Annotated in this window: 23 protein-coding genes; 19 read left to right on the top strand and 4 right to left on the bottom strand. The window is 61.8% G+C overall.

The features are described 5' to 3' along the window. Positions 1-2: 2 nt before the first annotated feature. On the bottom strand, positions 3-1,514 hold the full coding sequence (locus AB0O81_RS02940; RefSeq protein ID WP_363581082.1) for an alanine/glycine:cation symporter family protein: 1,512 nt from the start codon (positions 1,512-1,514) through the stop codon (positions 3-5). Between the two features lie 154 nt (positions 1,515-1,668). Here AB0O81_RS02940 and nusA point away from each other — a divergent pair, with 154 nt between their 5' ends. The 4 genes from nusA (at position 1,669) to rbfA (ending at position 6,444) form a co-directional block, all read left to right on the top strand. Continuing rightward, positions 1,669-2,658 carry a transcription termination factor NusA gene (nusA, locus tag AB0O81_RS02935; protein ID WP_363581080.1) on the top strand — a complete coding sequence of 330 codons (990 nt, stop codon included), beginning with the start codon at positions 1,669-1,671 and terminating at the stop codon, positions 2,656-2,658. A gap of 29 nt (positions 2,659-2,687) precedes the next feature. Beyond that, positions 2,688-2,960, top strand: coding sequence for a YlxR family protein (locus AB0O81_RS02930; protein ID WP_363581078.1), 273 nt, complete (start codon positions 2,688-2,690; stop codon positions 2,958-2,960). Positions 2,961-3,016: 56 nt separating this feature from the next. Beyond that, the gene (gene infB / locus AB0O81_RS02925) at positions 3,017-5,857 is read left to right on the top strand and encodes a translation initiation factor IF-2 (protein ID WP_363581076.1); all 2,841 of its coding nucleotides are present in this window, start codon (positions 3,017-3,019) and stop codon (positions 5,855-5,857) included. Between the two features lie 92 nt (positions 5,858-5,949). Further along, positions 5,950-6,444, top strand: a complete 495-nt coding sequence (gene rbfA, locus AB0O81_RS02920) for a 30S ribosome-binding factor RbfA (RefSeq protein ID WP_363581074.1) — start codon at positions 5,950-5,952, stop codon at positions 6,442-6,444. A 25-nt stretch (positions 6,445-6,469) separates the two neighbouring features. On the opposite strand, the gene pcp is transcribed toward rbfA, so the two are convergent. Beyond that, positions 6,470-7,105, bottom strand: a complete 636-nt coding sequence (gene pcp / locus AB0O81_RS02915) for a pyroglutamyl-peptidase I (RefSeq protein WP_363581072.1) — start codon at positions 7,103-7,105, stop codon at positions 6,470-6,472. Positions 7,106-7,155: 50 nt separating this feature from the next. Further along, positions 7,156-8,016: an A/G-specific adenine glycosylase gene (locus tag AB0O81_RS02910; protein ID WP_363581070.1), complete on the bottom strand. Its 861-nt coding sequence runs from the start codon at positions 8,014-8,016 to the stop codon at positions 7,156-7,158. A gap of 69 nt (positions 8,017-8,085) precedes the next feature. On the opposite strand from AB0O81_RS02910, the gene truB reads away from it, so the two are divergent. The 10 genes from truB to AB0O81_RS02860 all read left to right on the top strand — a co-directional run bounded on the left by truB (position 8,086) and on the right by AB0O81_RS02860 (position 18,859). Continuing rightward, positions 8,086-8,982, top strand: a complete 897-nt coding sequence (truB, locus tag AB0O81_RS02905; RefSeq protein ID WP_363581749.1) for a tRNA pseudouridine(55) synthase TruB — start codon at positions 8,086-8,088, stop codon at positions 8,980-8,982. Then, the gene (locus AB0O81_RS02900) at positions 8,979-9,347 is read left to right on the top strand and encodes a hypothetical protein (RefSeq protein WP_363581068.1); all 369 of its coding nucleotides are present in this window, start codon (positions 8,979-8,981) and stop codon (positions 9,345-9,347) included. The genes truB and AB0O81_RS02900 overlap by 4 nt, the downstream gene beginning before the upstream one ends. Positions 9,348-9,396: 49 nt before the next feature. After that, positions 9,397-9,825: a hypothetical protein gene (locus AB0O81_RS02895; RefSeq protein WP_363581066.1), complete on the top strand. Its 429-nt coding sequence runs from the start codon at positions 9,397-9,399 to the stop codon at positions 9,823-9,825. Continuing rightward, positions 9,822-10,796 carry a bifunctional riboflavin kinase/FAD synthetase gene (locus AB0O81_RS02890; RefSeq protein ID WP_363581064.1) on the top strand — a complete coding sequence of 325 codons (975 nt, stop codon included), beginning with the start codon at positions 9,822-9,824 and terminating at the stop codon, positions 10,794-10,796. The genes AB0O81_RS02895 and AB0O81_RS02890 overlap by 4 nt, the downstream gene beginning before the upstream one ends. Before the next feature lie 122 nt (positions 10,797-10,918). After that, the gene (gene deoC / locus AB0O81_RS02885) at positions 10,919-11,950 is read left to right on the top strand and encodes a deoxyribose-phosphate aldolase (protein ID WP_363581063.1); all 1,032 of its coding nucleotides are present in this window, start codon (positions 10,919-10,921) and stop codon (positions 11,948-11,950) included. Between the two features lie 11 nt (positions 11,951-11,961). After that, positions 11,962-13,401 carry an aldehyde dehydrogenase family protein gene (locus AB0O81_RS02880; RefSeq protein WP_363581060.1) on the top strand — a complete coding sequence of 480 codons (1,440 nt, stop codon included), beginning with the start codon at positions 11,962-11,964 and terminating at the stop codon, positions 13,399-13,401. Continuing rightward, complete coding sequence (locus tag AB0O81_RS02875) at positions 13,398-14,261, top strand: aldehyde dehydrogenase family protein (protein ID WP_363581058.1); 864 nt, start codon at positions 13,398-13,400, stop codon at positions 14,259-14,261. The genes AB0O81_RS02880 and AB0O81_RS02875 overlap by 4 nt, the downstream gene beginning before the upstream one ends. A 168-nt stretch (positions 14,262-14,429) precedes the next feature. Further along, positions 14,430-15,332, top strand: coding sequence for a glycerophosphodiester phosphodiesterase family protein (locus AB0O81_RS02870; RefSeq protein ID WP_363581056.1), 903 nt, complete (start codon positions 14,430-14,432; stop codon positions 15,330-15,332). Positions 15,333-15,555: 223 nt separating this feature from the next. After that, positions 15,556-17,712: a DEAD/DEAH box helicase gene (locus AB0O81_RS02865; protein WP_363581054.1), complete on the top strand. Its 2,157-nt coding sequence runs from the start codon at positions 15,556-15,558 to the stop codon at positions 17,710-17,712. A gap of 118 nt (positions 17,713-17,830) precedes the next feature. Next, entirely contained in the window at positions 17,831-18,859 is a 1,029-nt protein-coding gene (locus AB0O81_RS02860) for an ATP-dependent 6-phosphofructokinase (protein WP_363581052.1), read from the top strand. Positions 18,860-18,919: 60 nt separating this feature from the next. Here AB0O81_RS02860 and AB0O81_RS02855 read toward each other — a convergent pair whose 3' ends face one another. Beyond that, complete coding sequence (locus AB0O81_RS02855; RefSeq protein ID WP_363581050.1) at positions 18,920-21,043, bottom strand: S9 family peptidase; 2,124 nt, start codon at positions 21,041-21,043, stop codon at positions 18,920-18,922. Positions 21,044-21,230: 187 nt separating this feature from the next. On the opposite strand from AB0O81_RS02855, the gene AB0O81_RS02850 reads away from it, so the two are divergent. The 5 genes from AB0O81_RS02850 (at position 21,231) to AB0O81_RS02830 (ending at position 25,897) form a co-directional block, all read left to right on the top strand. Then, positions 21,231-22,403 carry an inorganic phosphate transporter gene (locus tag AB0O81_RS02850; RefSeq protein ID WP_363581048.1) on the top strand — a complete coding sequence of 391 codons (1,173 nt, stop codon included), beginning with the start codon at positions 21,231-21,233 and terminating at the stop codon, positions 22,401-22,403. Between the two features lie 41 nt (positions 22,404-22,444). Next, the gene (locus AB0O81_RS02845; protein ID WP_363581747.1) at positions 22,445-22,729 is read left to right on the top strand and encodes a peptidase; all 285 of its coding nucleotides are present in this window, start codon (positions 22,445-22,447) and stop codon (positions 22,727-22,729) included. A gap of 35 nt (positions 22,730-22,764) precedes the next feature. Next, on the top strand, positions 22,765-23,670 hold the full coding sequence (locus tag AB0O81_RS02840; protein WP_363581046.1) for a phosphodiesterase: 906 nt from the start codon (positions 22,765-22,767) through the stop codon (positions 23,668-23,670). Positions 23,671-23,797: 127 nt separating this feature from the next. Then, complete coding sequence (locus tag AB0O81_RS02835) at positions 23,798-25,291, top strand: aspartate ammonia-lyase (RefSeq protein WP_363581044.1); 1,494 nt, start codon at positions 23,798-23,800, stop codon at positions 25,289-25,291. A 72-nt stretch (positions 25,292-25,363) separates the two neighbouring features. Beyond that, on the top strand, positions 25,364-25,897 hold the full coding sequence (locus AB0O81_RS02830) for a DUF4190 domain-containing protein (RefSeq protein ID WP_363581042.1): 534 nt from the start codon (positions 25,364-25,366) through the stop codon (positions 25,895-25,897). Positions 25,898-25,906: the final 9 nt, after the last annotated feature.

Raw genomic sequence — 25,906 nt, 5'->3', positions numbered from 1 at the left:
CGTCAATCCGTGTGTGGGGCCCCGTGCAGGTGATCGCGGTGCTTGTTGGCTTGGCGCTTCTTTGTCGGCAAGTCGATCGGACCGGTGACCGAGAGAGCGTCTTCCCACACCTCTACCCCCTTGACCTCCGGCAGTCGGTCGCTCGTGAACACAGGATCAAGTCCTTCTCGCCGCTGCTGTGAGTAGTCTTTTAGCAATTTGAAGGCGATGCCCGACAGCAGAGCGATCGCCACGAGGTTGGTCAATGCCATGAAGCCCATCACACCGTCGGCGAAGGTCCACACGACACCAGCCGAAATGAGCGCGCCCGCAAAGACCGACACAATCGCCACAATGCGGTAGCCCAGCAGTACGCCGCGGTGAGAAGTGATGAACTCGATGTTCGACTGACCGTAGTAGTAGTTGCCGAGGATCGACGAAAACGCCAACAAGAAGATGATGATGATGAGCAACACGTTTGCCCAGTCGCCCAGGGTGCTCGTGATCGCGTCTTGCGTGAGACCGATTCCCTGCGTGGCCGCGGACAGGTCAGGGACGGAGACCAAGATGATGAACGCCGTAATAGTGCAGACCAGGAACGTGTCGAAATAGACGCCGAGCGTCTGTACGAGACCTTGCTTCACGGGGTGGGTAACCGCAGCGGATGCTCCTGCGTTGGGGGCAGAACCCAATCCGGCCTCGTTTGAGAACATTCCGCGCCGAGCGCCGGTCAGAATGATGTAACCGAGCGCGGCGCCGACGACCTCGTTGTAGCCGAAGGCATCGGCGAAAATAGAGGCGATGACGACAGGAATGCGATCAAAGTGCATCGCCACGATTGCGATTCCGATGATTAGGTAGAGCACCGCCATCGCGGGCACCAAGGCCTGAGTTACCGACGCGATGCGCCGGACCCCACCGAACACGACGAGGCCCATGAGCAACGCAAGGCCAACGCCTGTCGCCGGAGCAAGCCAGTCGGCTGCGCTCTCACCCATGCTTCCCGCGATCGTGGCTTGGATCGTATTGGCCTGCAGCGATGAGAAGGCGATCGGAAAGCACACGATCAGAATGATCGCGAAAACGATGCCCATCCATCGAGCACCGAGTCCGCGTTGCATGTAGTAAGCGGGACCGCCACGGAACCCGTCTTTGTCGCGCGTCTTGTAGAGCTGGGCGAGGGACGATTCAATGAAGCTTGATGCTCCGCCGATGAGAGCCATGAGCCACATCCAGAAAACGGCCCCCGGGCCGCCGAGCGCGATTGCCGTCCCTACGCCGGCGATGTTTCCCACGCCGACGCGTGATGCCGCCGAGATCGTGAACGCTTGGAATGCGGATACCGATTGAGGATCGCCATTCTCATCGCGCGGGGTCTTGTCTGTCAGTGTTCTGAACATCTCCGGAATCAGGCGAAACTGCACGCCCCTCGAGCGGATGGTGAAGTAGAGCCCGAGCCCCACCACCACCGGCAGCACAATCCACGTCCAGAGGTTGTCGCCCCACACTGCCATCCACTCGGTCACTGCATCCATGCGCTCAGTATGGAGGCGAGATGTCGATTTTCGCCAGCGCGACGTGAAAATTGCTCGTGTCGATATCTCTCAGCTAGCACCGCCGTCTCATCCTGTAACGTTGTAGGGTTCCGGCGGCCCGATGCGTCGGTAAGAGCTGAATATGGAGGCACCTGTGGACATTGATCTGGGACTGTTGAGGACCGTCGAGCGGGAGAAGGAGATTCCCTTCGAAGAACTCGTGCGGATCATCGAGCAGGCGATTCTCACCGCCTACGCTAAGCACACCACTCCTGATGGTGAACTGCACGAAGGTGCGCGCGCGGTACTCGACCGCAAGACCGGCCACGTTGCTGTGTTCATTCCGCTGCTCGACGAAGAAGATGTCGTCATTGGTGAAGAAGAAAGCACGCCCGAGAACTTCGGCCGCATTGCTGCCTTCGCCGCGAAGCAGGTCATCAGCCAGCGCCTGCGTGACATCGCAGATGACGCAGTGCTCGGGGAGTTCAAGGGCAAAGAGGGCGACATCGTCGCCGGCATGATCCAGCAAGGCCCGAATCCGCGCATGGTGCACGTCGATCTGGGCACCGTCGAGGCGATTCTGCCGCCGGAAGAGCAAGTGCCTGGTGAGGAATACACTCACGGCTCGCGGTTGCGCGTGTACGTTACCGGCGTGACTAAGGGCACTAAGGGCCCGCAGATCACTGTCTCTCGCACCCACCCCGGTCTGGTGCGCAAACTCTTCGCGCTTGAGGTTCCTGAAATAGCCAGCGGCGTCGTCGAGATCGTCTCGCTTGCCCGTGAGGCCGGCCATCGCAGCAAGATTGCGGTGAAGGCGAACGACCCGAGCATCAACGCGAAGGGCGCTTGCATCGGCGAGCTGGGGCGCCGCGTGCGAGCCGTGACTGAAGAGCTTGCTGGCGAGAAGATCGACATCGTCGACTACGATCCGGAGTTGCCAAAGTTCGTTGCCAACGCGCTGTCACCGGCTAAGGTCACGTCCTCGTTCGTTTTGGATCTCTCGAGCAAAGCGGTGCGAGCGCTCGTTCCCGACTACCAGCTGTCGCTGGCGATCGGCAAAGAAGGCCAGAACGCACGCCTCGCGGCCAAGCTCACCGGAGCCAAGATTGACATTCAACCTGACAGCATCTTGGAAGACAGCTGACAATCGGCCCGTCGCTGTCGGGGTGTAGGATGGGACCAGTACGAACGTGTGTCGGATGCCGCACGCGGGACTCTCGGACCGCTCTTCTCAGAGTGGTATCAATCAACTCAACGCTCGTCATTGACGAACGTGCGGTGATGCCGGGACGAGGCGCGTGGGTGCATGAGACAAGCGAATGTGTGGAGGCCGCGATCCGGCGCCGCGCTTTCGTGCGTGCATTACGTGTGTCAGCGCCGCTTGACACGCAGACCATCGAGAAACGGCTGAACGGCTATGGAAACAAAGTGAACGGCTCGAAATGAGACCCGTCCGCGACTAACGGTCTGCCCTGTCTGGGGAGACCTCAGACAGGAGAATTGTGGCAAACGCCAAACCACGCGTACACGAGATCGCTTCAGAGCTCGGTGTTGACAGCAAGGTGGCTCTCGCGAAGCTGAAGGAACTCGGAGAGTTCGTCAAGAGCCCCGCGTCCACCATCGAACCCCCCGTAGCGCGCAAGCTGCGCGCTGCACTTCAGGCCGACGGTGTCGCAGCATCTGCTGCCGCCAACTCGAAGCCTGCGGCATCGGCCAAGACGGGCGCAAAGCCTGCCGCGGCCAAGCCCGGCGCTGCAAAGCCCGGTGCTGCGACTCCGGCCACGCCAGGTGCCGCTACCCCGGCCAAGCCGGGTGCGCGTCCTGGTCCAGCAAAGCCTGCTGCTCCCGCTGCACCGGCCGAGCCTGTTGCAGCTGAACCGACAGCTACCCCCTCGACGGCAAAGCCGTCTGCAGCAAAGCCAGGCGCCCCGACTCCGGCTCCTGCTCCGGCAGCACCCGAGACTGCTGCACCTGAAGCACCTTCCGCTGACGGGGCATCACCCGCTCCACGCCCTGGCGGCGCAGCGCCGCGTCCGGGGAACAACCCCTTCGCTTCTTCGCAGGGCATGGGCCAGCGCCCGGCAGGTCCGCGTCCGGGGAACAACCCCTTCGCATCCGCGCAGGGCATGGGTCAGCGCCCGACGCCCGGCAACATTCCGCGTCCGCAGGCCCCTCGTCCTGGAGCCCCTCGTCCGGGAGCGCCTCGCCCCGGCGGCGGAGGTCGTCCCGGTGGCGGTCGTCCCGGTGGCGCACCGTTCCAGCAGCGTCCAGGTGGTCCTGGCCGTCCCGGCGGTGGCGGTCGTCCCGGCGGCGGCGCTCCTGGCGGTCCTCCCTCAGGTGGTTTCGCCGGACGTCCAGGTGGCGGTGGCGGCCGTGGCCGTGGTCCCGGCGGCGGCACCGCAGGTGCCTTCGGTAAGGGCGGCGGCAAGTCGAAGCAGCGCAAGTCGCGTCGGGCGAAGCGCCAAGAGTTTGAGATGAGAGATGCGCCGACCGTAGGCGGCATCAACGTTTCGCGCGGTAACGGCGAAACCATTCGTATGCGCCGCGGCGCTTCGATCTCAGACTTCGCAGACAAGATCGAGAACTTGACTGGCTACACAGTCCAGCCAGGAACGCTTGTCACCATCCTGTTCAACCTGGGTGAGATGGCGACGGCCACTGAGTCCCTCGACGAGGCAACCTTCGAGGTGCTCGGCGAAGAGCTCGGCTACAAGATTCAGATGGTTTCTCCTGAGGACGAAGATAAGGAACTCCTCGAGACGTTCGGCCTGAACCTTGACGCAGAACTGGAAGCAGAGAACGAGGAAGACCTCGAGATCCGTCCTCCGGTTGTCACTGTGATGGGTCACGTTGACCACGGTAAGACGCGTCTTCTTGACGCAATCCGAAATGCCAACGTTGTCGCGGGCGAAGCTGGCGGCATCACCCAGCACATCGGCGCCTACCAGGTTTGGACCGAGCACGAGGGTATCGAGCGAGCGATCACGTTCATCGATACTCCGGGTCACGAAGCGTTCACCGCCATGCGTGCCCGCGGTGCGCAGGTCACGGACCTCGCGATCCTGGTGGTTGCAGCGGACGACGGCATCATGCCGCAGACGGTTGAGGCTCTCAACCACGCGCAGGCAGCGAACGTGCCGATCGTGGTTGCGGTCAACAAGGTCGACAAGCCCGATTCGAATCCCGCGAAGGTTCGTCAGCAGCTCACCGAATACGGTCTGGTAGCTGAGGAGTACGGCGGAGACGTCATCTTCGTCGACGTGTCAGCTCGCGATGGCTTGAACATCCAGCAGCTGCTGGACGCTGTTCTGCTCACCGCAGATGCTGGCCTCGACCTCACGGCCAACCCGAACAAGGCTGCTCGTGGTGTCGCCATCGAGGCCAAGCTCGACAAGGGTCGCGGTGCTGTTGCCACCGTGCTCATTCAGTCGGGAACGCTTCGCGTTGGTGACTCGATCGTGGCCGGTACCGCATATGGCCGCGTGCGTGCGATGGCAGACGAAAACGGTGAAGCTGTTCTTGAAGCATTCCCCTCGCGTCCGGTCGCAGTGCAGGGTCTCAACTCAGTGCCTCGTGCCGGCGACACATTCATCGTCACCGATGAAGACCGACTGGCGCGTCAGATCGCTGAGAAGCGTGAAGCTGCTGAGCGCAATGCGCAGCTGGCCAAGGCTCGCAAGCGCATCTCGCTCGAGGACTTCACCCGCGCACTCCAAGAAGGCAAGGTTGAATCGCTCAACCTCATCATCAAGGGTGACGTGTCGGGTGCCGTTGAGGCGCTCGAGGAGTCGCTGCTCAAGATCGAGGTTGATGACTCAGTTCAGCTGCGCATCATTCACCGCGGTGTGGGTGCGATTACCGAGTCTGACGTGAACCTGGCGACGATCGACAATGCGATCATCATCGGCTTCAATGTTCGCCCCGACCCGAAGGCCCGCGAACGCGCGCAGCGTGAAGGCGTCGACACACGCTTCTACTCCGTCATCTACAACGCGATTGATGACGTTGAACAGTCGCTTCAGGGCCTGCTCAAGCCAGAGTACGAAGAGGTTCAGTCCGGTGTCGCCGAGATCCGCGAGGTGTTCCGCTCCTCGAAGTTCGGCAACATCGCGGGTGTCATCGTTCGCTCCGGCACGATCACACGCAACGCGAAGGCTCGCGTTATCCGCGACGGCGTCGTCGTCGCAGATGGTCTAGCCATCGAGTCGCTGCGTCGTTTCAAGGACGACGTCACTGAAGTTCGCACGGACTTCGAAGCCGGTATCGGCCTCGGAAAGTTCAACGACATTCAGGTCGGCGACGAGGTCGAAACAACCGAAATGGTAGAAAAGCCTCGAGGCTGAGCCTCGTAGCATCGGTTCAGGATGCCCCGGCAACAGTCGGGGCATCCTGAACCTTCGCGGTCACCTCAGACCGCACAGAGAGAGAGTTTGATATGGGCAGCGAACGTCAGGCGCGACTGGGTGACCGAATCCGAGTGATTCTTGCCGAGCGCCTCGAGAAGGGTCTTCGTGACCCTCGTCTTGGCTTCGTAACGATCACAGACGTGCGAGTCACCGGTGATCTTCAGCACGCGTCGGTGTTCTACACCGTCTACGGCTCCGACGAAGAACGTGCCGATTCGGCCGCAGCATTGAAGGCCGCTACTGGCATGCTTCGCTCTGAGGTAGGAAAGCACTTGAACGTGCGGCTCACGCCCTCGCTCGAGTTCATTCTCGACGCGCTACCTGACAACGCTGGGCACATTGCTGACCTGCTGCGCGAAGCGCGCGAGCGTGACGACGCGGTTACCGCGATTGCCGCGGGCGCCGCCTACGCGGGCGAAGAAGACCCCTACATCAAGCCGCGCACGTTTGACGAAGACGACGAGCTGCAAACAGCTTCGGCCGAAGCTGATGTCGACGAGCCAACACCCAGCGGAAACGACTGAGACCTGTTCAGCGTGGCGGTGATCGTCAGTTGAGCGATCCGCCGACCGAGTGCCGATCCTCGTCGTTATCAATGCTCGTGCGAATGGCGATGGTCAGGGCCCGTGCGATATCGTCCAACGGCAGTTCAGGATCGTTCCGGGATTGCCCCGTTGCCCACGGCACATGGATGAAACCCGCTTTGCGTTCGGTCGCGAGCGTGGCCCACGTGGCCGCGCGATAGAAGATGTGGTTGCACACGAACGTGCCCGCTGTCGTCGACAGTGATGCAGGAATACCCGCAGTCAAGAGGTCATGGGCGATCGCTTTTACCGGCAACGACGAGAACACCGCCGCTGGGCCGTTCGAAATCGAAGACTCATCGATGGGTTGCGCGCCGTCGTTGTCTGGAATCCTGGCGTCGATGAGGTTCACTGCCACACGTTCCATGGAGACGGTGTCGCGGCCGGCAGCGAGTCCTACGGCGACGACCACCTGGGGTTGATGTCGCTCCAAAAGCGCTTCGAACATGGATGCTGCTCCGTCGAAGGTGACAGGAAGCACAGCGGCGACGAGAACCTCTGGCCCCTCCCACAGCGAGGCAGCGAGGTGCACGGCTTCGCCGCTCGGGTTGCTGGAATCGCCCGCGAACGGCTCGAATCCCGTCAGTAGTATGGTCGTCATCAATCCAGGGTAAGCCGACGTGCGCGGAGTGGGTTCGATCGAATGTGCTGTCAGCGCGGGAGCTGAAGCATCCCATCAAAGACCTCGGCGAGACCGTCGGCAATGAGGGAATCAATCGCTCGGTGGCGTTGGGCGGCGTCGGGCCAGTCGGCGATGACATCCTCTAGAGCGACCACGTGGGTTGTCGCATCCCGCAGCTCCTTGAGAACCGCCCCTCGTGCCTGCCGGTCGCTGCCCTCATATCGTGCCTGCTTGCGTCGGTCATCGCCTGTATCGGGGTACCCCTCGGCTCGCCACGCGCAGATATCAGCGAGTGGACACATCTCACAGCGCGGATTGCGGGCGGTGCACACTACGGCGCCGAGTTCCATCGCTGCGGCGTTAACGATGGCGGCCGACTCGTCATCATCTGGCAGGATCGCCGCCATATCATCTAAGTCGCGACGAGAAGCATTGCCGGGTTGTGAGCGGCCGGCGATGGCGCGCGCGAGAACACGACGAGTGTTGGTATCGACTACCGGGTGTCGCTGACCGTAGGCGAAGACTGCAACCGCACGCGCGGTGTAGTCCCCGACTCCGCTGAGGGCGAGCAGCGCGGTCACCTCGGTGGGCACAGCGCCGCCATGCTGGTCGCGAATCTCAACCGCTGCCTGATGCAACCACAGCGCGCGACGCGGGTAGCCGAGGTTCGCCCATTGGCGCACCGCATCGGCGGGCGAGCTATCGGCGAGTGCGGTGGCGGTGGGCCAACGCTTCAGCCACTCTTCGAGACGCGGAATCACACGGCTGACCGGAGTCTGCTGCAACATGAACTCGCTGACAAGCACACCCCATGCCCCGAAAGAAGGGTCCCGCCACGGCAGGTCGCGCGCGTTCTTGGCGTACCACTCGATGAGGGGGAGCGCGGGCATCGCACCAGCCTAATCGCGCCCGTCGCGCACGTAGGCTAGAAGCATGCTTTTCACGATCGCGCCCGATAGCTGATGCCGGCGGGAATCCTTCTCGTCGACAAATCGGGCGGTATGACCAGTCACGATGTCGTCTCTCGTGCACGTAAGGCGCTCGGCACACGCAAGATTGGCCACGCAGGCACCCTTGATCCGATGGCGACCGGGCTATTGGTGCTGGGCGTTGACGCGGCCACGAGATTGCTGACCTTCATCGTGGGTCTCGACAAGACGTACGAAGCGACGATCCGACTGGGTATGAATACCGATACCGACGACGCCGAGGGCGATGAAACCGCTCGTGCGTCACAATCAGCCCTGGCTGGCATCACCGCAGCGCAGATCAATGAAGGGATCGCAACCCTCACCGGGGCGATCTCGCAGGTGCCAAGCACTGTTTCGGCTATCAAGGTGAACGGCAGACGTGCATACGACCTGGCTCGCGCAGGCGAAGAGGTCGTGCTCAAGTCTCGCAGCGTCACTGTGTCGCGATTCGACGTGGTCGAAGAACGACGCGCATCCGGTTTCATCGACCTAGACGTGATCGTCGACTGTTCGAGCGGTACCTACATTCGCGCGCTGGCACGCGATCTCGGAGCCTACCTCGGCGTCGGCGGCCATCTGACGGCTTTGCGACGCACGCGAATCGGAGCCTTCGAGGTTGCAGACGCCACCGCCAGCGACCGCCTCGGCGAAGCATCCCTGCTCACCCCCGCAGAGGTAGCAGCGATCGTGCTCGGCAGAATCGATGTCACCGAAGACGAAGCACGAGACCTTCGTCACGGCAAGAGGCTCAAGGACGCAGCCTCACGCTTGACGCGCACACCGACCGCCGCAATTGATCCGGCAGGTACTCTCGTCGGCGTTGTGGAAAAACGCGGCGCCGACGTCAAGAGCGCAATGAATATGCCCAAGGAGATGCCCGCATGATCATGTGGTTCACGATCGTTCAGCTCGCTATTGCCGTTGGCGGCGGACTCTTCTCCGTGATTGCCGGTCTCGCAGGACGCCGCCCGAGTGATCTCACTGTGGGCGCGGTTGCTCTCGTCGAGTTGCTGCTGATTGTGCAGATCGTGATCGCGATCATCGCTCCCTTCGCGGGCAACGAGCCCACCGGTAGCCTGCTTGAGTTCTGGGTCTATCTCGTCTCTGCGGCGCTCATTCCGCCGGCGAGCGTGTTCTGGGCACTCCTGGAGCGCAGCCGATGGAGCACGGTGATCATGGGTGTCGGAGCGTTGTCGGTCGCGGTGATGCTGTGGCGCATGCAGAGCATCTGGACGCTGCAGATAGCCTGACGCCCTCGGGCACGTCAACTCGCCGCTTCCCGCTTAAGATTGATCAGTCATGACAACTCCCACCCGCACCCGTATGACCGGAATCGGCCGTGTTCTCGTAGTCGTCTACGCGATCATGGCGCTCGCCGCAACTGGACGTTCCTTCGTGCAGATCGTGCGAGAGTTTGACGACGCGCCGCTGGCATACACATTGTCGGCACTGGCAGCGGTGGTCTATATCGTCGCCACTCTGGCCCTCATCTTCGCTGGCTCGCGCGGCTGGTACTTGGTCGCGTGGATTGCCATCACATTCGAGATGCTGGGCGTCATCGTTGTCGGCACGCTGAGTTTGGTGTGGCCCGAGCTATTTGGGCATCCCACGGTCTGGTCGTGGTTTGGTATGGGCTATGTGTTCATCCCGTTGGCTCTGCCGTTCTTCGGAATGTGGTGGCTGATCGCGCACAAACCTGCCGATCGTCCCGTATTGGTGACGGCATGAACGTCTTCCGCGAGCTCTCCGAGGTGCCAACGGGTTTTGGTCCATCCGTGGTGGCCATCGGAAAGTTTGATGGAGTGCACAGCGGCCACCGTGCGGTAATAGATCGAGCTCGAGTGGATGCTGCGTCGCTCGGCGCGCGAGTGGTTGCAGTCACCTTCGACCGCAACCCCTTGGCCTTTCTGCGACCAGAGCTGTGCCCGGAAGAGCTCATGGGAGTCGATCAGAAACTTCGTCTGTTGGCCGAGGCTGGCGTGGATGCCACACTCATGCTTCATTTCGATGAAGATCTCGCCACTGTCGCGGCAGAGGATTTCATTGCGCAGATCCTGGTCGAGGCGCTTGGCGCAGTTGCCGTGCTCGTCGGTAGTGATTTCAGGTTCGGTCATCTCGGACGCGGCAACCCCGAGCTATTGCGTGAGGCTGGGGAGCAGTACGGTTTCGGTGTTCAGGTGATCGATGATGTGCGCGCCATTGACGCGGCGCGCCGCGTGTCATCGACCTGGGTACGGGAGGCGCTCAGCGAGGGCGACGTCGAGACGGCGTCTCGACTCTTGGGTCGGCGCCACGCCGTGAGCGGCGAGGTCGTGCACGGGCAGAAGCGAGGGCGCGAATTGGGGTTCCCCACTGCCAACCTCGAGACAGCGCTCAATGGTTTTGTGCCCGCAGAAGGCGTCTATGCGGGCTGGCTCGTAGATCACGGCGCGAGTGGCGCCTCTCGCACAGTCGCCTCTGCGGATCGCAGCGTCCGATACCCGGCAGCGGTCAGCATCGGAACGAACCCGACCTTCGGCGATGTCGTCATACGCCAAGTCGAGGCATATGTGCTCGACGAGACGGAACTCGATCTCTACGGTCATGAGGTGTCTGTCGAGTTCGTTTCGCACATTCGCGGAATGGTTGCCTTCGACGGTATCGAGCCCCTCATCGCTCAGATGACGAAAGACGTTGAACGAGTGCGCTCTGAGCTCTAGCTGGCGCGCGGGGGTGCGCGACGCGACTAAGACGTAGACCGACGGGCCTCGCCCGCCTACGATCGAGACGAGTGCATCGACGACGAAACCTCATCGGTGCGCGGCGAGCATCGAGGAGGAACATGAGCGCCACCACCGTGACTGCGCGCACCACGCGCGACATTGAATCTCTGACCGAACGTGCGATTGCTCTGCTGGGCGGGACACCCGACGATGAGACGCTGCGACGCTATCTCCACGGATTGTCTGGCGTCGACGCGGTAGGACTTGAAGCGCGAGCAGCAGATCTCGGGACCCGCTCGATCAAGACAACCTCCAAAGTGTGGGCCCTCGACAAGATCATCGAGTTGATCGACCTCACCACGCTCGAAGGAGCGGACACGCCTGGCAAGGTGCGCTCTCTCGTCGCGAAGGCACTCAACCCTGACGCTTCAGACCAGTCTTGCCCAAGGGTTGCCGCCGTATGTGTGCACGGTGACATGGTTCCGGTCGCCGTCGAAGCTCTCGGATCAGCTCACGGCGACCCCGACGACGGTGAAGTCAGCGTGGCAGCAGTCGCCACCGCCTTCCCGAGCGGGCGCGCATCGCTGGCGGTGAAACTGGCCGATACCGCTGACGCGGTGAGTAACGGCGCTGATGAGATCGACATGGTGATTGATCGCGGCGCTTTTCTGTCTGGTCGATACGGGGTGGTTTTCGATCAGATCGCGCAGGTCAAGGCCGGGTGCGTGCGAGCTGATGGCACGTCGGCGTCGCTCAAGGTCATTCTCGAGACCGGCGAGCTGAACACCTACGACAACATCAAGCGTGCGTCGTGGCTCGCGATACTGGCAGGCGGCGACTTCATCAAAACCTCGACTGGAAAGGTACAGCCAGCTGCGACGCTTCCCGTCACCCTGCTGATGCTCGAGGTAGTGCGTGACTGGTACCGCGCAACCGGCGAGAAGATTGGCGTGAAGCCAGCTGGTGGCATCCGCACCTCAAAAGATGCGATCAAGTACGTCGTGGCCGTCGCCGAGACCGCCGGCGAAGAGTGGCTGCAACCGCATCTGTTCCGCTTTGGCGCGTCGAGTTTGCTCAACGATGTGCTGCGACAGCGCCAGAAGATCTCGACCGGTCACTACACCGGCGCCGAATACGTGACGATCGACTGAATCGAGACACTATGTCTTTTCTCGAATACGCTCCTGCACCCGAATCTCGCGCCATCTTGAGCCTGCGCGACGAATACGGCCTTTTCATCGACGGCCAGTTCCGTCCCGGAACGGGGGAGACCTTCGCATCTATCTCGCCAGCGGATGAGTCGCACATCGCTACGGTGGCAACGGCCTCTGAGGTAGACGTTGATCAGGCCGTCGCAGCGGCGCGGCGCGCGCACGACAAAGTGTGGGCCAAGATGAGCGGTCGCGACCGCGGCAAATATCTGTTTCGAATCGCGCGTCTGGTGCAAGAGCGGGCGCGCGAACTCGCCGTTGCGGAGAGCCTTGACAACGGCAAGCCGATCAAAGAGAGCCGTGATGTTGACGTGCCGCTGGTTGCAGCATGGTTCTTCTACTACGCAGGCTGGGCAGACAAGCTTGACTACGTGGGCCTCGGCGCGAACCCGCGGTCGTTGGGCGTTGCTGCCCAAGTGATTCCGTGGAACTTTCCGCTGTTGATGCTCGCCTGGAAGATTGCTCCCGCGCTCGCTGCGGGCAATACCGTGGTCATCAAACCCGCCGAAACTACGCCGCTCACCGCCCTGATCTTTGCAGAGATTCTGCAACAGGCCGACCTGCCGGCCGGCGTCGTGAACATCGTCACCGGTGCTGGTCGCACCGGTGCCGCGATGGTTCGGCATCCCGACGTGAACAAGGTCGCCTTCACCGGATCCACTCCCGTGGGGCGCGAGATCGCGAAGGCGGTGGCGGGCACCGAGAAGAAGCTCACGCTCGAGCTCGGAGGCAAAGCCGCTAACATCATCTTCGATGACGCCCCCATCGAACAGGCAATCGACGGCATCGTCACGGGCATCTTCTTCAACCAGGGGCAAGTCTGCTGCGCGGGCAGCCGCTTGATCGTGCAGGAGTCGATTCACGACGAGGTGGTGGAGAGGCTCAAGCACCGGCTTTCGACCCTTCGCATGGGCGATCCACTCGACAAGAACACCGATATCGGTGCGATCAACTCGCGTGAACAGCTCGACAGAGTGCGCGAGCTCAGCCTGATCGGTGAAGAAGAAGGCGCGGAGCGCTGGAGCGCGAACTGCGTCATTCCTGAAAAGGGATTCTGGTTCGCTCCCACGATATTTACCAACGTGCAGGCAAGCCACCGCATCGCTCGTGATGAGATCTTTGGCCCCGTGCTTTCGGTCCTGACCTTCCGCACGCCGGCCGAAGCCATCGCGAAGGCCAACAACACGCCGTACGGGCTTTCAGCGGGCATTTGGAGTGACAAAGGCTCGCGTATTCTCGCGGTTGCAGACAAGCTGCGCGCGGGGGTGATCTGGGCCAATACGTTCAATCGTTTCGACCCATCGAGCCCATTCGGCGGATACAAGGAGTCTGGATACGGCCGCGAGGGCGGCAGGCAGGGACTGCTTGCCTACTTGAAGGGAGCAGCGTGAGCAAGCGACTGAACGTGCCGAAGACCTACAAGCTCTTTATCGGCGGCAAGTTCCCTCGGAGTGAATCGGGGCGAACCTACCCGGTGGCCACCGCCAAGGGGAACTTCTTGGCAAACGCGTCGCAGGCTTCACGCAAAGACGCGAGAGATGCGGTCTCTGCCGCCCGGGGAGCTGCTGGCTCCTGGGCCGGGGCCACGCCCTACAACCGCGGTCAGGTGCTCTATCGGGTCGCTGAGGTGCTCGAGGGCCGCCGAGGCCAGTTCGTTGACGAGATCTCGGCTCAGACCGGAGCCTCAGCCGCGGCCGCGGCTGCAGAAGTTGACGAAGCGATCGACCGATGGGTGTGGTACGCAGGCTGGTGCGACAAGTTCGCGCAGGTCGCGGGCAATGCCAACTCCGTCGCTGGGCCGTTCTTCAACATCTCGGTGCCGGAGCCGACGGGGGTTGTCGCAGTGATTGCACCGCAGGAATCCGCTCTGCTGGGACTGGTATCGGCTATCGCTCCGGCGCTGGTGACGGGTAACACCGTGGTGGCGGTGGCATCGCGTCAGCATCCACTCTCGGCGATCTCTCTGTCGGAAGTTCTTGCTACCAGTGACGTGCCCGGGGGTGTGGTCAATGTGCTCACGGGATCTGCGGCGGAGATTGCACCGTGGCTGGCTTCCCACCCTGACGTTCACGGGCTCGACCTTGTCGGAGCGGGCGCGATCGATTGGGTCGAATTGCAGATCGCTGCGGCAGAGACTCTTACCCGAGTGCTTGCGCCGGAAAGCGGTACGGACGTCGCGGCCCCCAGCCTGCAGCGCATTGCGGCGTTCACCGAGACGAAAACGGTCTGGCATACCAAGAGCCTGCTCTAGAACCGCAGTGTTGTGGCGATGGCCACGGCAGTATTGCGTTACGGAAAGGCTCCTAGGGGAGTCGATTGCAGACTCTCCAGCTCAAAAGTAACAAAAAGATAACGGCGCATGTAGAGTGGTCGCACCCCGTCAGTGACGACGCGGTGACCGACCCGGAGGACATGCCCGATGCCCTACCCCACGGGGCCTTCTCGCGCTCGCGAGAGGATCCAGCCGCTACTTGTTGTGTGCGTGCTTGCTGTGCTGAGCATGGTCATTGCCGTAATCGGCGCGACGCCCGCTCGGGTAAGCGCACGTGAGCTTCTCGGTGACACTCGAGAGCCGGGCGACGTTGCGTTTATCGCTAGTCACCGAGGTGGGGGAGCGGAGGCGCCCGAGAATACGCTTCCGGCGGTCGCCGGCGCGCTCGCCGGAGGCTACGAGTACGTTGAGGTCGATGTGGCACTGACCGCAGATGAGCGAGCAGTTCTCATGCACGATAAAAGCGTCGATCGCACAACGGACGGGCAAGGTGCGCTTGCGTCACTCACGTGGGAAGAAGTTCGCACGTTGGACGCGGGTTCATGGTTCTCAGCAGAGTACGCCGGCACAGCCGTTCCCACGTTCGATCAGTTTCTTGCCGTACTCGAAGCGTATTCGGGGCGAGCGATTGTCGAGCTGAAGGGGGAGTGGAGTGACGCGGCAATCAGCGATGCCGTCGAGGCAGTTGAAGCGCGACGCCTAGACGCGCAGGTGGTGTTCGCCAGCTTTGACGCGCGCACGCTTGCGAGTGTGGCAGCCTCGACCGACGTCGTCTCGAGGCTGCTGATCCTTAAACATATGCCTGCCGACATCGTGCGAGCGACCGCGGAGGCAGATGTTCCCGGCATTATTGTCAGTGCTGCCGCAGTGCGCGCTCAGCCCGACCTCGTCGACAGCCTTCATGCCGCCGGACGCAGGGTCGTCGTTTACACGCTGAACAGCGATTCACAGTGGGAAGAGATGACAGAACTGGGCGTGGACGGAATCGTCACGGACGAACCCACCACTCTGTTGGACTGGCAGCGGGCGTATGCCGGGCGCGAGTCGTAGGGTGTCATTGCTTGTTGTGGGTTGTTTTGCGGAGTTTCCGCTAGACTGAGCCTCGAAGCCATACCCGGCGATGTCGCTGCTCGCAGAAGTGAGTGCCCGCGGCCGTTGGTACAGGTTTCACCTTCGCGTTCGTGACGGCGGCCCTGCCGCCCGCGGAACAGACAGCACAACCGGCTCTGGCCGGTCCTCGCCGGACTTTCCGGCACTCACGCTCAGGAGGAGCATGCCGACCACGGCGTCCGCCCAGTCGTCCGCACAGCGACGCAGAAGGCCTTCATCGTCTCGTCGAGACGACGAAGCCCCGATCATTCCGATTCTCGCGCGCAAGGTGCGCGAGGTCGAAGCCAAGTCGCAGCGCGGCAAGCTCGGCCCCACAAACCGAGTCAAGTTCCAAGTCATTGCCTTCCTGGTGCGCGAAGAGCGAGCCAGAGTCAAAGCCGACGCAGACATCGTTGAGAGTTCGCGCGCTGAGCTCCTCAAGCGCCTCGACGGCGTGGCAACGATTCTCGCGAAGACCGCAGCCCGCGACACTTCGCTCATTCAACTGCTGGAGGCAGACCAGGCCACTTCTCCGGTGGCCCGGCGTATGCGCCGTGACTGGTTGATCGAGTCCGGCGCTGAGTTGGCGCCCGATGAGCTCATCATCACCGATGCAAAGCCGCAGTCGGCGCCCGTAGTGCCCGCCGCGCTCGCCGAGCGTCAGGTGATTCCGCCGCAGGTCGAGTCACGCCAGATGGCCAACCCCTTCCTCGCTCCGGATCTCAGCGCCCCGGTGTCAAAAGAGACGCCACGTCGTCGCCTTGACGGCTGGGAGCTCATGGGCCCGCTGTACAAAGCCTTCGAAATGGGTGCGGGTGGGACCAGCGCGTCTATGGAGCTGCCCCCGGTTCCGGAGTATGACCGTCTCTCGCCGAAGGGGCTTGAGGTCATGGTGCATCAGTCTCGATTCCTCGAGTCTGTGCGCAGCGGCCACCGAACCTTCTTGCTTGCTGACGAGCCAGGTCTCGGAAAGACAGCTGAATCGGTGCTCGCGGCGTCGGTGGCTGAGGCTTATCCGTTGCTGGTGGTGGTGCCGAACGTCGTAAAGATGAACTGGGCGCGTGAGGTCGAGCGCTGGACCCCGAACCGGCGGGCGACCGTCATTCAGGGCGACGGCGAAGACATCGACGCATTCGCTGACGTGTTTATCGTCAACTACGAGATTCTTGATCGCCACCTCGCGTGGCTCTCGTCGCTCGGACTCAAAGGCATGGTCGTTGATGAGGCTCACTTCATCAAGAACCTCACCTCTCAGCGCTCGAAGAACGTGTTGGCTCTCGCCGGTCGCATTCGTGAGCAGGTGCGCAACCCGCTGCTGTTGGCGCTGACCGGCACCCCCTTGATCAACGACGTTGAGGACTTCGACGCGATCTGGCGTTTCCTCGGCTGGACCACGGGAGAGAAACCCGGTTCGGCGCTGATGACGAAGCTCGATGAAACGGGGCTGACCCCGGCCGACAAAGCGTTCTATCCGGAAGCGCGCGACGCAGTCATTTCAATGGGAATCGTGCGTCGCAAGAAGAAGGATGTTGCGGCTGATCTCCCCGACAAGTTGATCGCTGATCTTCCCGTCGAACTCGACGATGACTTCGGCCGCTCGATCCGGCAGGCTGAGCGCGAGCTCGGCGAGCGATTGGCGGCACGCTACCGCCGCATCATCGAGGCTCGCGGTGACCGCGGCCTCGACGCCAACGAGATCGACGCAGACATCGTGCGCCTTGTCGCACAGAACGAGCTCGAGGAATCGAAGGCTGCCGGCACCGGGTCTGAGAACGTCTTCACGATGGTGCGTAAAATCGGCCAGGCAAAGGCGACTCTCGCCGCCGACTACACCGCTCAGCTGCAGCGTTCTGTGGGCAAGGTTGTCTTCTTCGCCAAGCACATCGATGTGATGGATGCGGCTGAGCAGCACTTCGCTGCCGCCGGGATTTCCTCAGTGTCGATTCGTGGTGACCAGAGCACCGCGGCGCGTCAGCAAGCGATCGATTCCTTCAACAACGATCCCGACGTGGGAATCGCGGTGTGCTCGCTTACCGCCGCCGGCGTGGGACTGAACATGCAGGCAGCATCCAACGTCGTGTTGGCAGAGCTTTCGTGGACTGCCGCAGAGCAAACCCAGGCCATCGATCGCGTTCACCGTATCGGGCAAGACGAACCTGTCACGGCCTGGCGCATCATCGCAGCACACACGATCGACACCAAGATCGCTGAGCTCATCGACTCGAAACAAGGGCTGGCTGCTCGTGCTCTCGACGGTGAAGCGGTCGACCCGCAATCGAGCGACTCGGTGCAGCTTTCTGCGCTCATGCACTTGGTTCGCCAGGCGCTGGGCGGCGAATAATCCAGTGGTCGGGGCAGCGAGCCCTGCGCACGTCATGTAGCCACAAATGCCCGTGAGCGCTAATGTCGGTGGAGGCAGCGTCGCCGACTCTACCCCCGACATTAGCGAGGACCACAGCATGAAGATCGGCATCCTGACCAGCGGCGGCGACTGCCCCGGACTCAATGCAGTTATTCGCGGCGTCGTGCTCAAAGGCACAACTGCCTACGACATAGAGTTCATCGGAATCCGCGATGGCTGGCGCGGTGTCGTCGACGGTGATTTCTTTCCGCTCACGCGTCACGATGTGAAAGGCCTATCGAAGGTCGGCGGCACGATCCTCGGCACGAGCCGAACCAATCCCTACGAGGGCCCTCGCGGTGGCGCTGAGAACATCGCCAAGACGCTATACGGCCACCGCATCGATGGCATCATCGCTATCGGCGGCGAGGGCACCTTGGCTGCGGCAAATCGGCTCGCAAACGATGGCATCAATGTGCTTGGTGTTCCTAAGACGATCGACAACGATCTGCGTGCCACCGACTACTCCTTTGGCTTCGACACTGCGGTGAACATCGCCACTGACGCCATGGACCGCCTGCGTACGACAGGGGACTCGCACCAGCGATGCATGGTTGCCGAAGTCATGGGTCGGCACGTCGGCTGGATCGCGCTTCACGCCGGAATTGCGGCGGGTGCGCACGCGATCTGCATCCCCGAGGTGCCTATGTCAATCGACGACGTCGCCGCCTTGGTGACGCGTGCCCACGACCGTGGCCGTGCCCCGCTTGTCGTTGTCTCTGAGGGTTTCACCCTCACCGGCATGGACGAAGCGTTCAGCGACAAGGGCCTCGACGCCTTCAACCGCCCACGTCTTGGCGGTATCAGCGAAGTGCTCGCCCCCGAAATTGAGCGCATCACAGGAATTGAGACGCGTGCGACGGTCTTGGGCCATATTCAGCGCGGCGGCTCGCCATCCGGTTTCGACCGTGTACTTGCCACGCGGCTGGGACTGCATACTGCCGACGCCATCATGGATGGCGCATGGGGGCAGATGGTCGCAATGCGCGGTACCGACATTGTTCGCGTGCCTTTCGCCGAAGCTCTCGGCGAGTTGAACACTGTGCCGCGTTACCGCTACGACGAAGCTGCAGCACTGTTCGGATAGCTGATCGGCTGGGTCGCCGAGCCGTGGCGCTCACGGCCAGTGACCGTGAGCGCCCGCCCATCAACGGTCAGCGACTCCGAGTACGTCCAGCAACCACGCGAGTTCGAAAGCTCGTTCCTGCCAAGCGTTGTAACGACCGCTGACGCCACCGTGACCGGCAACCATCTCGCATTTGAGCATTGCGTCTGCGCCGACCTCGCGTAGGCGTGCAACCCACTTCGCCGGTTCGACGTACATCACGCGAGTGTCATTGAGCGAGGTCACCGCAAGAATTCGCGGGTAGTGCACTCCAGGCCGCACATTCTCATACGGTGAGTACGACTTCATGTACTCGTACACGTCGGAATTGTGCAGCGGGTCGCCCCACTCATCCCACTCGATGACGGTGAGCGGTAGCGTCGGATCGAGGATTGTGGTCAGCGCGTCGACAAACGGAACGTCAGCGAGCACGCCCGCAAACAGCTCGGGCGCCAGGTTGGCGACGGCGCCCATCAGCAGGCCACCCGCGGATCCGCCTTCGGCGACGAGCCGGTCTGCGCTGGTGTAGCCCTGGTCGATGAGGTGTCGTGCGCAGTCGACAAAGTCAGTGAACGTGTTGCGTTTAGCAAGCAACTTGCCGTCTTCATACCATTGACGCCCCATTTCGCCGCCGCCGCGCACGTGAGCGACCGCGAAGATAACCCCTCTGTCGAGCTCCGATAGCCGCGCGATCGAGAACCCCGGGTCGATCGAGTGCTCATAGGAGCCGTAGCCGTAGAGATGAAGCGGTCGCGGCTCCGATCCCGCTTCGCCGAACGCTCGCTTCCATACCAGCGAGAGTGGAATCTGTGTTCCGTCCGCGGCCGGTGCCCACACACGTGCTTGGGCGTAGTCTTCTGGGTCGTAGCCGCCAAGCACAGGCTGACGCTTGCGCAGATAAAGCTCTCGCGATGCGATGTCCAGGTCGTACACGGTGCCCGGGGTGACGAACGAGCCATAGCCGAGACGCAAGAGTGGGGGAGCCCACTCTGGGTTTCCGCCGCCGCCGACGGCATAGAGAGGCTCATCAAATTCAAGTTCGTCGACCGCGTTGGTCTCGTAGTTCAAAAGACCCATGCGTGCCAGGCCATCGCGCCGATAGCCGACGACACCCCAGTCGCGGAAGGTCGAGATTCCTAGAAGTCGCTGACCCGGCTTATGGGCGATCACGCGGGTACGAGAACCAGCAGGATCGGCTGCTGAAACCTGAACCAGCTCGAAGTCGAGTGCATCTTCGTTGTGGAGGATGTAGAGCACGTCTTCGCCATCGATGACGGCGTGCTCCGACTCATACTCAATGCCTTCTCGCCGTGGCCACACGACCTGAGGCTCCGAGCGTAGGTCGTTGGCATCGATGAGCCACTCCTCAGAGGTAATCGACGAGCCCAGGCCGATAACCAGATAACGGTCGCTTCGAGTGAAGCCCGCGCCGACCCAGTAGCGTTCGTCTGGTTCGTGAAACAGGGTGACATCGTCTTCTACCGGAGTGCCGAGTTCGTGCAACAGCACGGTGTCGGGCCGCCACGCGTCGTCCACCGTCGAGTACACGATGAACCGGCCGTCAGGCGAGAACCCGGCTCCCGCACTGGTGCCTGCGATCTGGTCGGGCAGCTGTGCTCCAGTGATGAGGTTGCGCACCTGAATGGTATAGCGCTCATCACCGGCGAGGTCGACGCCGAACAACATCAGTGTGCCGTCGTTTGACACCTCAAAGCTGCCGAGAGAGAAGAAGTCATGGCCTTCTGCCTCCTTGTTTCCGTCGAGCAAGATCTGCTCGCCATCTATGACGGTGTCTGGTGACAGCTCCGGCGGTGTCCAGTCGTCAGGGGAGGCGAGCGGTGCGCGACACTGAATGCCGTATTGCGATCCCTCGACGGTACGACCGTAATACCACCATTGGCCACGCCGGGTGGGTACTGACAAGTCAGTTTCAAGGGTGCGTTTTTTGATCTCATCGAAGATCGTGCCACGAAGACCTTCAAGATGCTCGGTGCGTTTTTGGGTGTACGCATTCTCGGCCTCAAGGTGTGAGATCACCTCTGCGTCATCTTTGGCTCGAAGCCACTCGTAGCGGTCTTCGACCGTGTCGCCGTGATGGCTTCGAGCGGTTGGCCGCGGAAGCGCAACGGGCGGATTGGGCACAGTGGTGTTGTTGTCAGCGGTCACGTCTCCACGCTAGCCGAGCGTCGTCGTGCAGCGGCATGAAACTGGGGTCCTGTTCTGAGTTGACCGCGAGCCCTGGCGGTGTCAGGATTCTTGATGGCCGGTTGCCGGTTGCTTAACTCTCGGTGAACTCTTCGTTCGCGCGCCGATCCCGTCGGCACCATTTCATCTCACTTATGGAAAGCGGCCGGTGGAATTCGCAACCCTCATCATTGTGCTGGTCATCGTGCTTGCGCTGTTCTTCGACTTCACGAACGGCTTTCATGACACCGCGAACGCAATGGCTACGCCCATTGCGACGGGCGCTCTAAAGCCGAAGACGGCGGTGCTTATCGCCGCTGTCCTCAACCTGGTGGGTGCGTTTCTGTCCACAGAGGTGGCGAAGACGATCTCCGGTGGAATCATTCACGAGGATCAGATCTCAGCAGCGATATTTCCAGCGATCATATTCGCGGGTCTGATCGGTGCAATCACCTGGAACATGCTGACCTGGCTCCTTGGCCTCCCCTCCTCGAGTTCTCATGCCCTATTCGGTGGGCTTATTGGAGCGACGATAGTCGGGGCAAGCGCGCAGGCGATCGACTTCGGCGTTGTCATGAGCAAGGTGATCTTGCCAGCCGTGATCGCACCTCTGACAGCGGGACTCATCGCTTTCAGCGTCACCAAGCTCGCCTACGCAATGACACGCCGGTATGACAGCAAACCGGATGGGCGCTCTGGCTTTCGCGTCGGCCAAATCTTCACCTCGTCGCTCGTCGCGTTGGCGCACGGTACCAACGACGCGCAGAAGACGATGGGAATCATCACTCTCGCGCTCATCACCGTCGGCTGGCAGACGAGCGCGGAGCCTCAGACGTGGGTGATCTTCGCGTGTGGTGTGACGATCGCACTAGGCACGTATATGGGTGGCTGGCGCATCATTCGTACCCTCGGTAAGGGACTCACCGACGTCAAGCCCGCTCAAGGGTTCGCAGCGGAGAGCGCCACGGCCTCGACCATTCTCGCGTCCAGCGCGCTTGGGTTCGCGCTCTCAACCACACAGGTGGCCTCAGGTTCGGTAATCGGTTCTGGACTTGGCCGACGGGGTGCTCAAGTGCGTTGGGGGACGGCCGGGCGGATCATGGTCGGTTGGCTGTTCACGCTACCCGCAGCTGGCGCGGTGGGCGGGCTGGCAGCATTCGCTGTGAACTTGTGGGGGGTGTGGGGCATCGTGATCGACGCGATCCTGGCGGTTGTGGTGGTCGCCGGTCTCTTCTTGCGCTCACGTCGCGATGCGGTCACTTACAGCAACGCAATGAGCGAGGTCGCTGATTCGGGTGCTGCCGTCAAGGTCAAGAAGTCCAAAAAGGGAGCAAGCTCGTGACTATCGACTGGGTCGCCTTCCTTCAGGTCTTCGTCGCTGCGATGATCGCATCCTTGGTGCTGGTCGGCTTCTACTCCCTTGGGCTCAGGCTCCTCGTGCGCGCGGGGCGCTCGCCGGTCGTGGCGCCTGCGGAGTTCACCGACGCGATCACGATCATCAGCCAGAAAGAAGCGCAGCGCGCAGAGAAAGCTGCTGCAAAAGCGGCCAAGAAGAGTCCGCTCACTGAAACGCAGAAGCGGGTCGCGCTGGTAGCCGCGTGCGCCTGCTTCGTCGTGTGCGCGGGAGCTGTCGTGTTCGGACTGCTTCTTATTCTCTTCAACCACTGAGCATCGTCGGGCCTTCGTCGTAGGCTGAAGCTGTCATGGATGCTGAAGCAACTCGATTCGGTCAATACTCGCCCGCGGTGAGAACGCTGTTGCATTTGAGTGACACGCATCTGCTGGCAGGAAACCCATTGCTGGGAGACCGGTACGACACGATGACGAATCTCGCGAGAACACTCGAACGTGTCGAAGAAATGCGGCTGTCGCCGGACGCCATCGTCTTCACCGGAGATCTCGCTGACCGTGGTGAACCCGAGGCGTACCGCACTCTGCGAGAGATGGTCGAGCCGGTAGCGGAGCGAATGTCGGCACCGCTCGTATGGGTGGCGGGCAACCACGACGAGCGTTCAGTGCTTCGTACCGAGCTACTGGGCGCTGAGCCGAGCCAAGCGCCAATCGTGTCTGTTCACGACGTGGCTGGACTGCGTCTGATTGCGCTCGACACAACTGTGCCCGGGTGGCATCACGGCGACTTCGATGACGAACAACTGCGGTGGTTGAGCGATGTGCTCTCGACTCCTGCGCCGTTGGGCACGGTACTGGCGATGCATCATCCGCCATTGCCCTCGCATCTCCCGGTTTTCGACATTCTCGAGCTGCGCGAGCAGACGCGACTTGCCGAAGTTATCGAGGGAACAGATGTCCGCGCGATTCTGGCGGGCCATCTGCACTATTCAACGAGCGGTACCTTCGCTGGGATTCCTGTCAGCGTTGCATCGGCAACCTGTTACACGATGAACCTCGCGCGCCCAGCTTCTGCGGTCAACGGCATGGACGCCGGTCAGTCGTTCCACCTGGTGCAGGTGTACGACGAGACGATTACGCACTCGGTCGTGCCGGTGGTCGACGCGTCAACCGCTGACTTCTTCTCTGCGGATTGGGTGCGTGAAATGAGCGCGCGCACACCACAGCAGCGCCTTGAGGCTTTCTCGCGCAAGCGGTAGGCGGCCTCTCCGTGGTGTACAGAACACATCGCGCTCTGGACGTGATGTACACGGCTCGCGGGTGCTAGCCGAAGGTAGGCTCGGGACAACATCACCCGCCGAATGAAACTCACGAGGATTCAGCATCATGGCAATGGACGCAACGACGCGTACCCGTACCGAAACCGACTCTCTTGGCTCAGTTGAGATCCCTGAGGACGCGTATTGGGGGGTTCATACAGCTCGCGCGCTTGAGAACTTTCCTATCTCAATGCGACCGATCTCGGTCTACAAAGATCTCGTGGCCGCGCTCGCGATGGTGAAGCAAGCGTCAGCGCGGGCAAACCGTGAGATCGGCGTGCTCAGCCCGGCAAAGGCCGATCTCATTGATCGCGCCGCGCAGCTTGTCATCGACGGTCAGTTTCACGATCAGTTCGTCGTAGGGGTCGTTCAAGGCGGCGCCGGCACCTCAACCAATATGAACGCGAACGAGGTGATTACCAATATCGCGCTTGAGCTTGCAGGCCGGGAGAAGGGTGACTACGCCTATCTGTCGCCGATCGATGACACCAACCGCAGCCAGTCGACCAACGACGTGTACCCCACAGCGATCAAGCTTGGGCTCAGCCTCGACCTGTTGACCCTTCTTGAAGAGCTTGATCTGCTGCGAGGCGCGTTCCTTGCCAAGGCGGTGGAGTTCCACGATGTGCTGAAGGTCGGACGTACCCAGTTGCAGGATGCAGTGCCAATGACGCTGGGGCAGGAGTTCAACGGTTTCGCGACCACCCTGGGGGAGGACTACCACCGGCTCAAAGAGAACGCGTACCTGCTCTACGAGATCAACATGGGTGCCACAGCAATCGGCACGGGCATCACCACGCATCGCGACTACGGCCACGCAGTGCTCCGCCACCTGCGGGAGATCTCCGGGCTCGACCTTGAGACAGCCACTGACCTGGTTGAATCGACGAGCGACACCGGGGCGTTCATGTCGTTCTCGTCAACGCTCAAGCGAAATGCCATCAAGCTGTCGAAAATCTGCAATGATCTTCGACTGCTCTCGTCTGGCCCACAGGCAGGCTTTGGCGAGATCAACCTCCCTGCGCGCCAAGCAGGCTCGAGCATCATGCCGGGAAAGGTCAATCCCGTGATCCCCGAGGTGGTCAATCAGGTGGCATTCGCCGTCGCGGGTGCAGACCTTACAGTGACCATGGCGGTCGAGAGCGGTCAACTGCAGCTGAATGCTTTCGAACCGATTATCGCTCACTCAATATTCCAATCGATCACGTGGATGCGCCGCGCGATGCGCACTCTTCGCCTGAACTGCGTCGACGGTATCTCGGCGAATCGAGAGCGTCTGGGCGCGATGGTCGGGGCTTCAGTGGGTGTGGTCACCGCGCTGACACCGTTCATTGGCTACGCTGCGGCAGCGGCGCTCGCCAAGACCGCGCTTCTGACCGGCCGCAACGTTGGCGATCTAGTCGTCGAGGCAGGTTTGATGACTCGTGACGCGGTAGACAAGCAGCTCTCGCCGGCGCGTCTGTCTGGACTCGAAACGGCTACCGCAACAATACCGATCATGTTCGTGGATGAAGCAGGCTTCGCCAACATCCCTCAGGGACGTGCCGACGCGCAAGCCTGAGGGTCGCACGTTCATTGCGCAGAGCTGACTGCGACCGATACGGTCGTGTCGTAGTCCGTTGAAAGGAACGCAATGACCGATCCGCCAAGCACCGGTTCAACGCCCCCTCCAGCTGAAGGCGCGCCATCGGTGCCACCTGCGGCAGCGCCCGCCCCGCCGACGCATGTGCAGCCGCCGCCGGCCTACAACCCAGGGTCGGTCCCGCCCTACGGTGGGCAGCCAAACCCTGGCCAGCCCTATGCGGCTGCCCCGCCGCCAGCGTACGGACCTCCCGCAGGCGGTGCCGTTCCGGGAAAGACCCTCGGCATCGTTGCCTTTGTGCTGTCGGTGCTCTTCTTCCAGCTGATTGCCTTGATTCTTGGAATTGTGGCGCTCGTGCAGAGTAAGAAGGCCGGAGCGAAGAACGGATTCGCCCTCGCAGCGATCATCATCAGTTCGGTGACGATGGTGCTGGGATTGATCTTCTTCGCGATCTTCGTGGCGGTCATTTTGCCGACTCTGGCTATGGGTGCAGAAGAGTTGTATTCCTTCTGCTTGGCGAACGGCCCAGGGGTATACGAGACGAACGGAATCGAGATCGACTGCTACGAGATCTTGGACCAATAGTCCATCGTT

Source organism: Microbacterium sp. NPDC076911 (genome assembly GCF_040687125.1).
In the GTDB taxonomy this organism is placed as follows: Bacteria; Actinomycetota; Actinomycetes; order Actinomycetales; family Microbacteriaceae; genus Microbacterium.
This window is presented reverse-complemented; position numbering and strand designations above follow the sequence as displayed.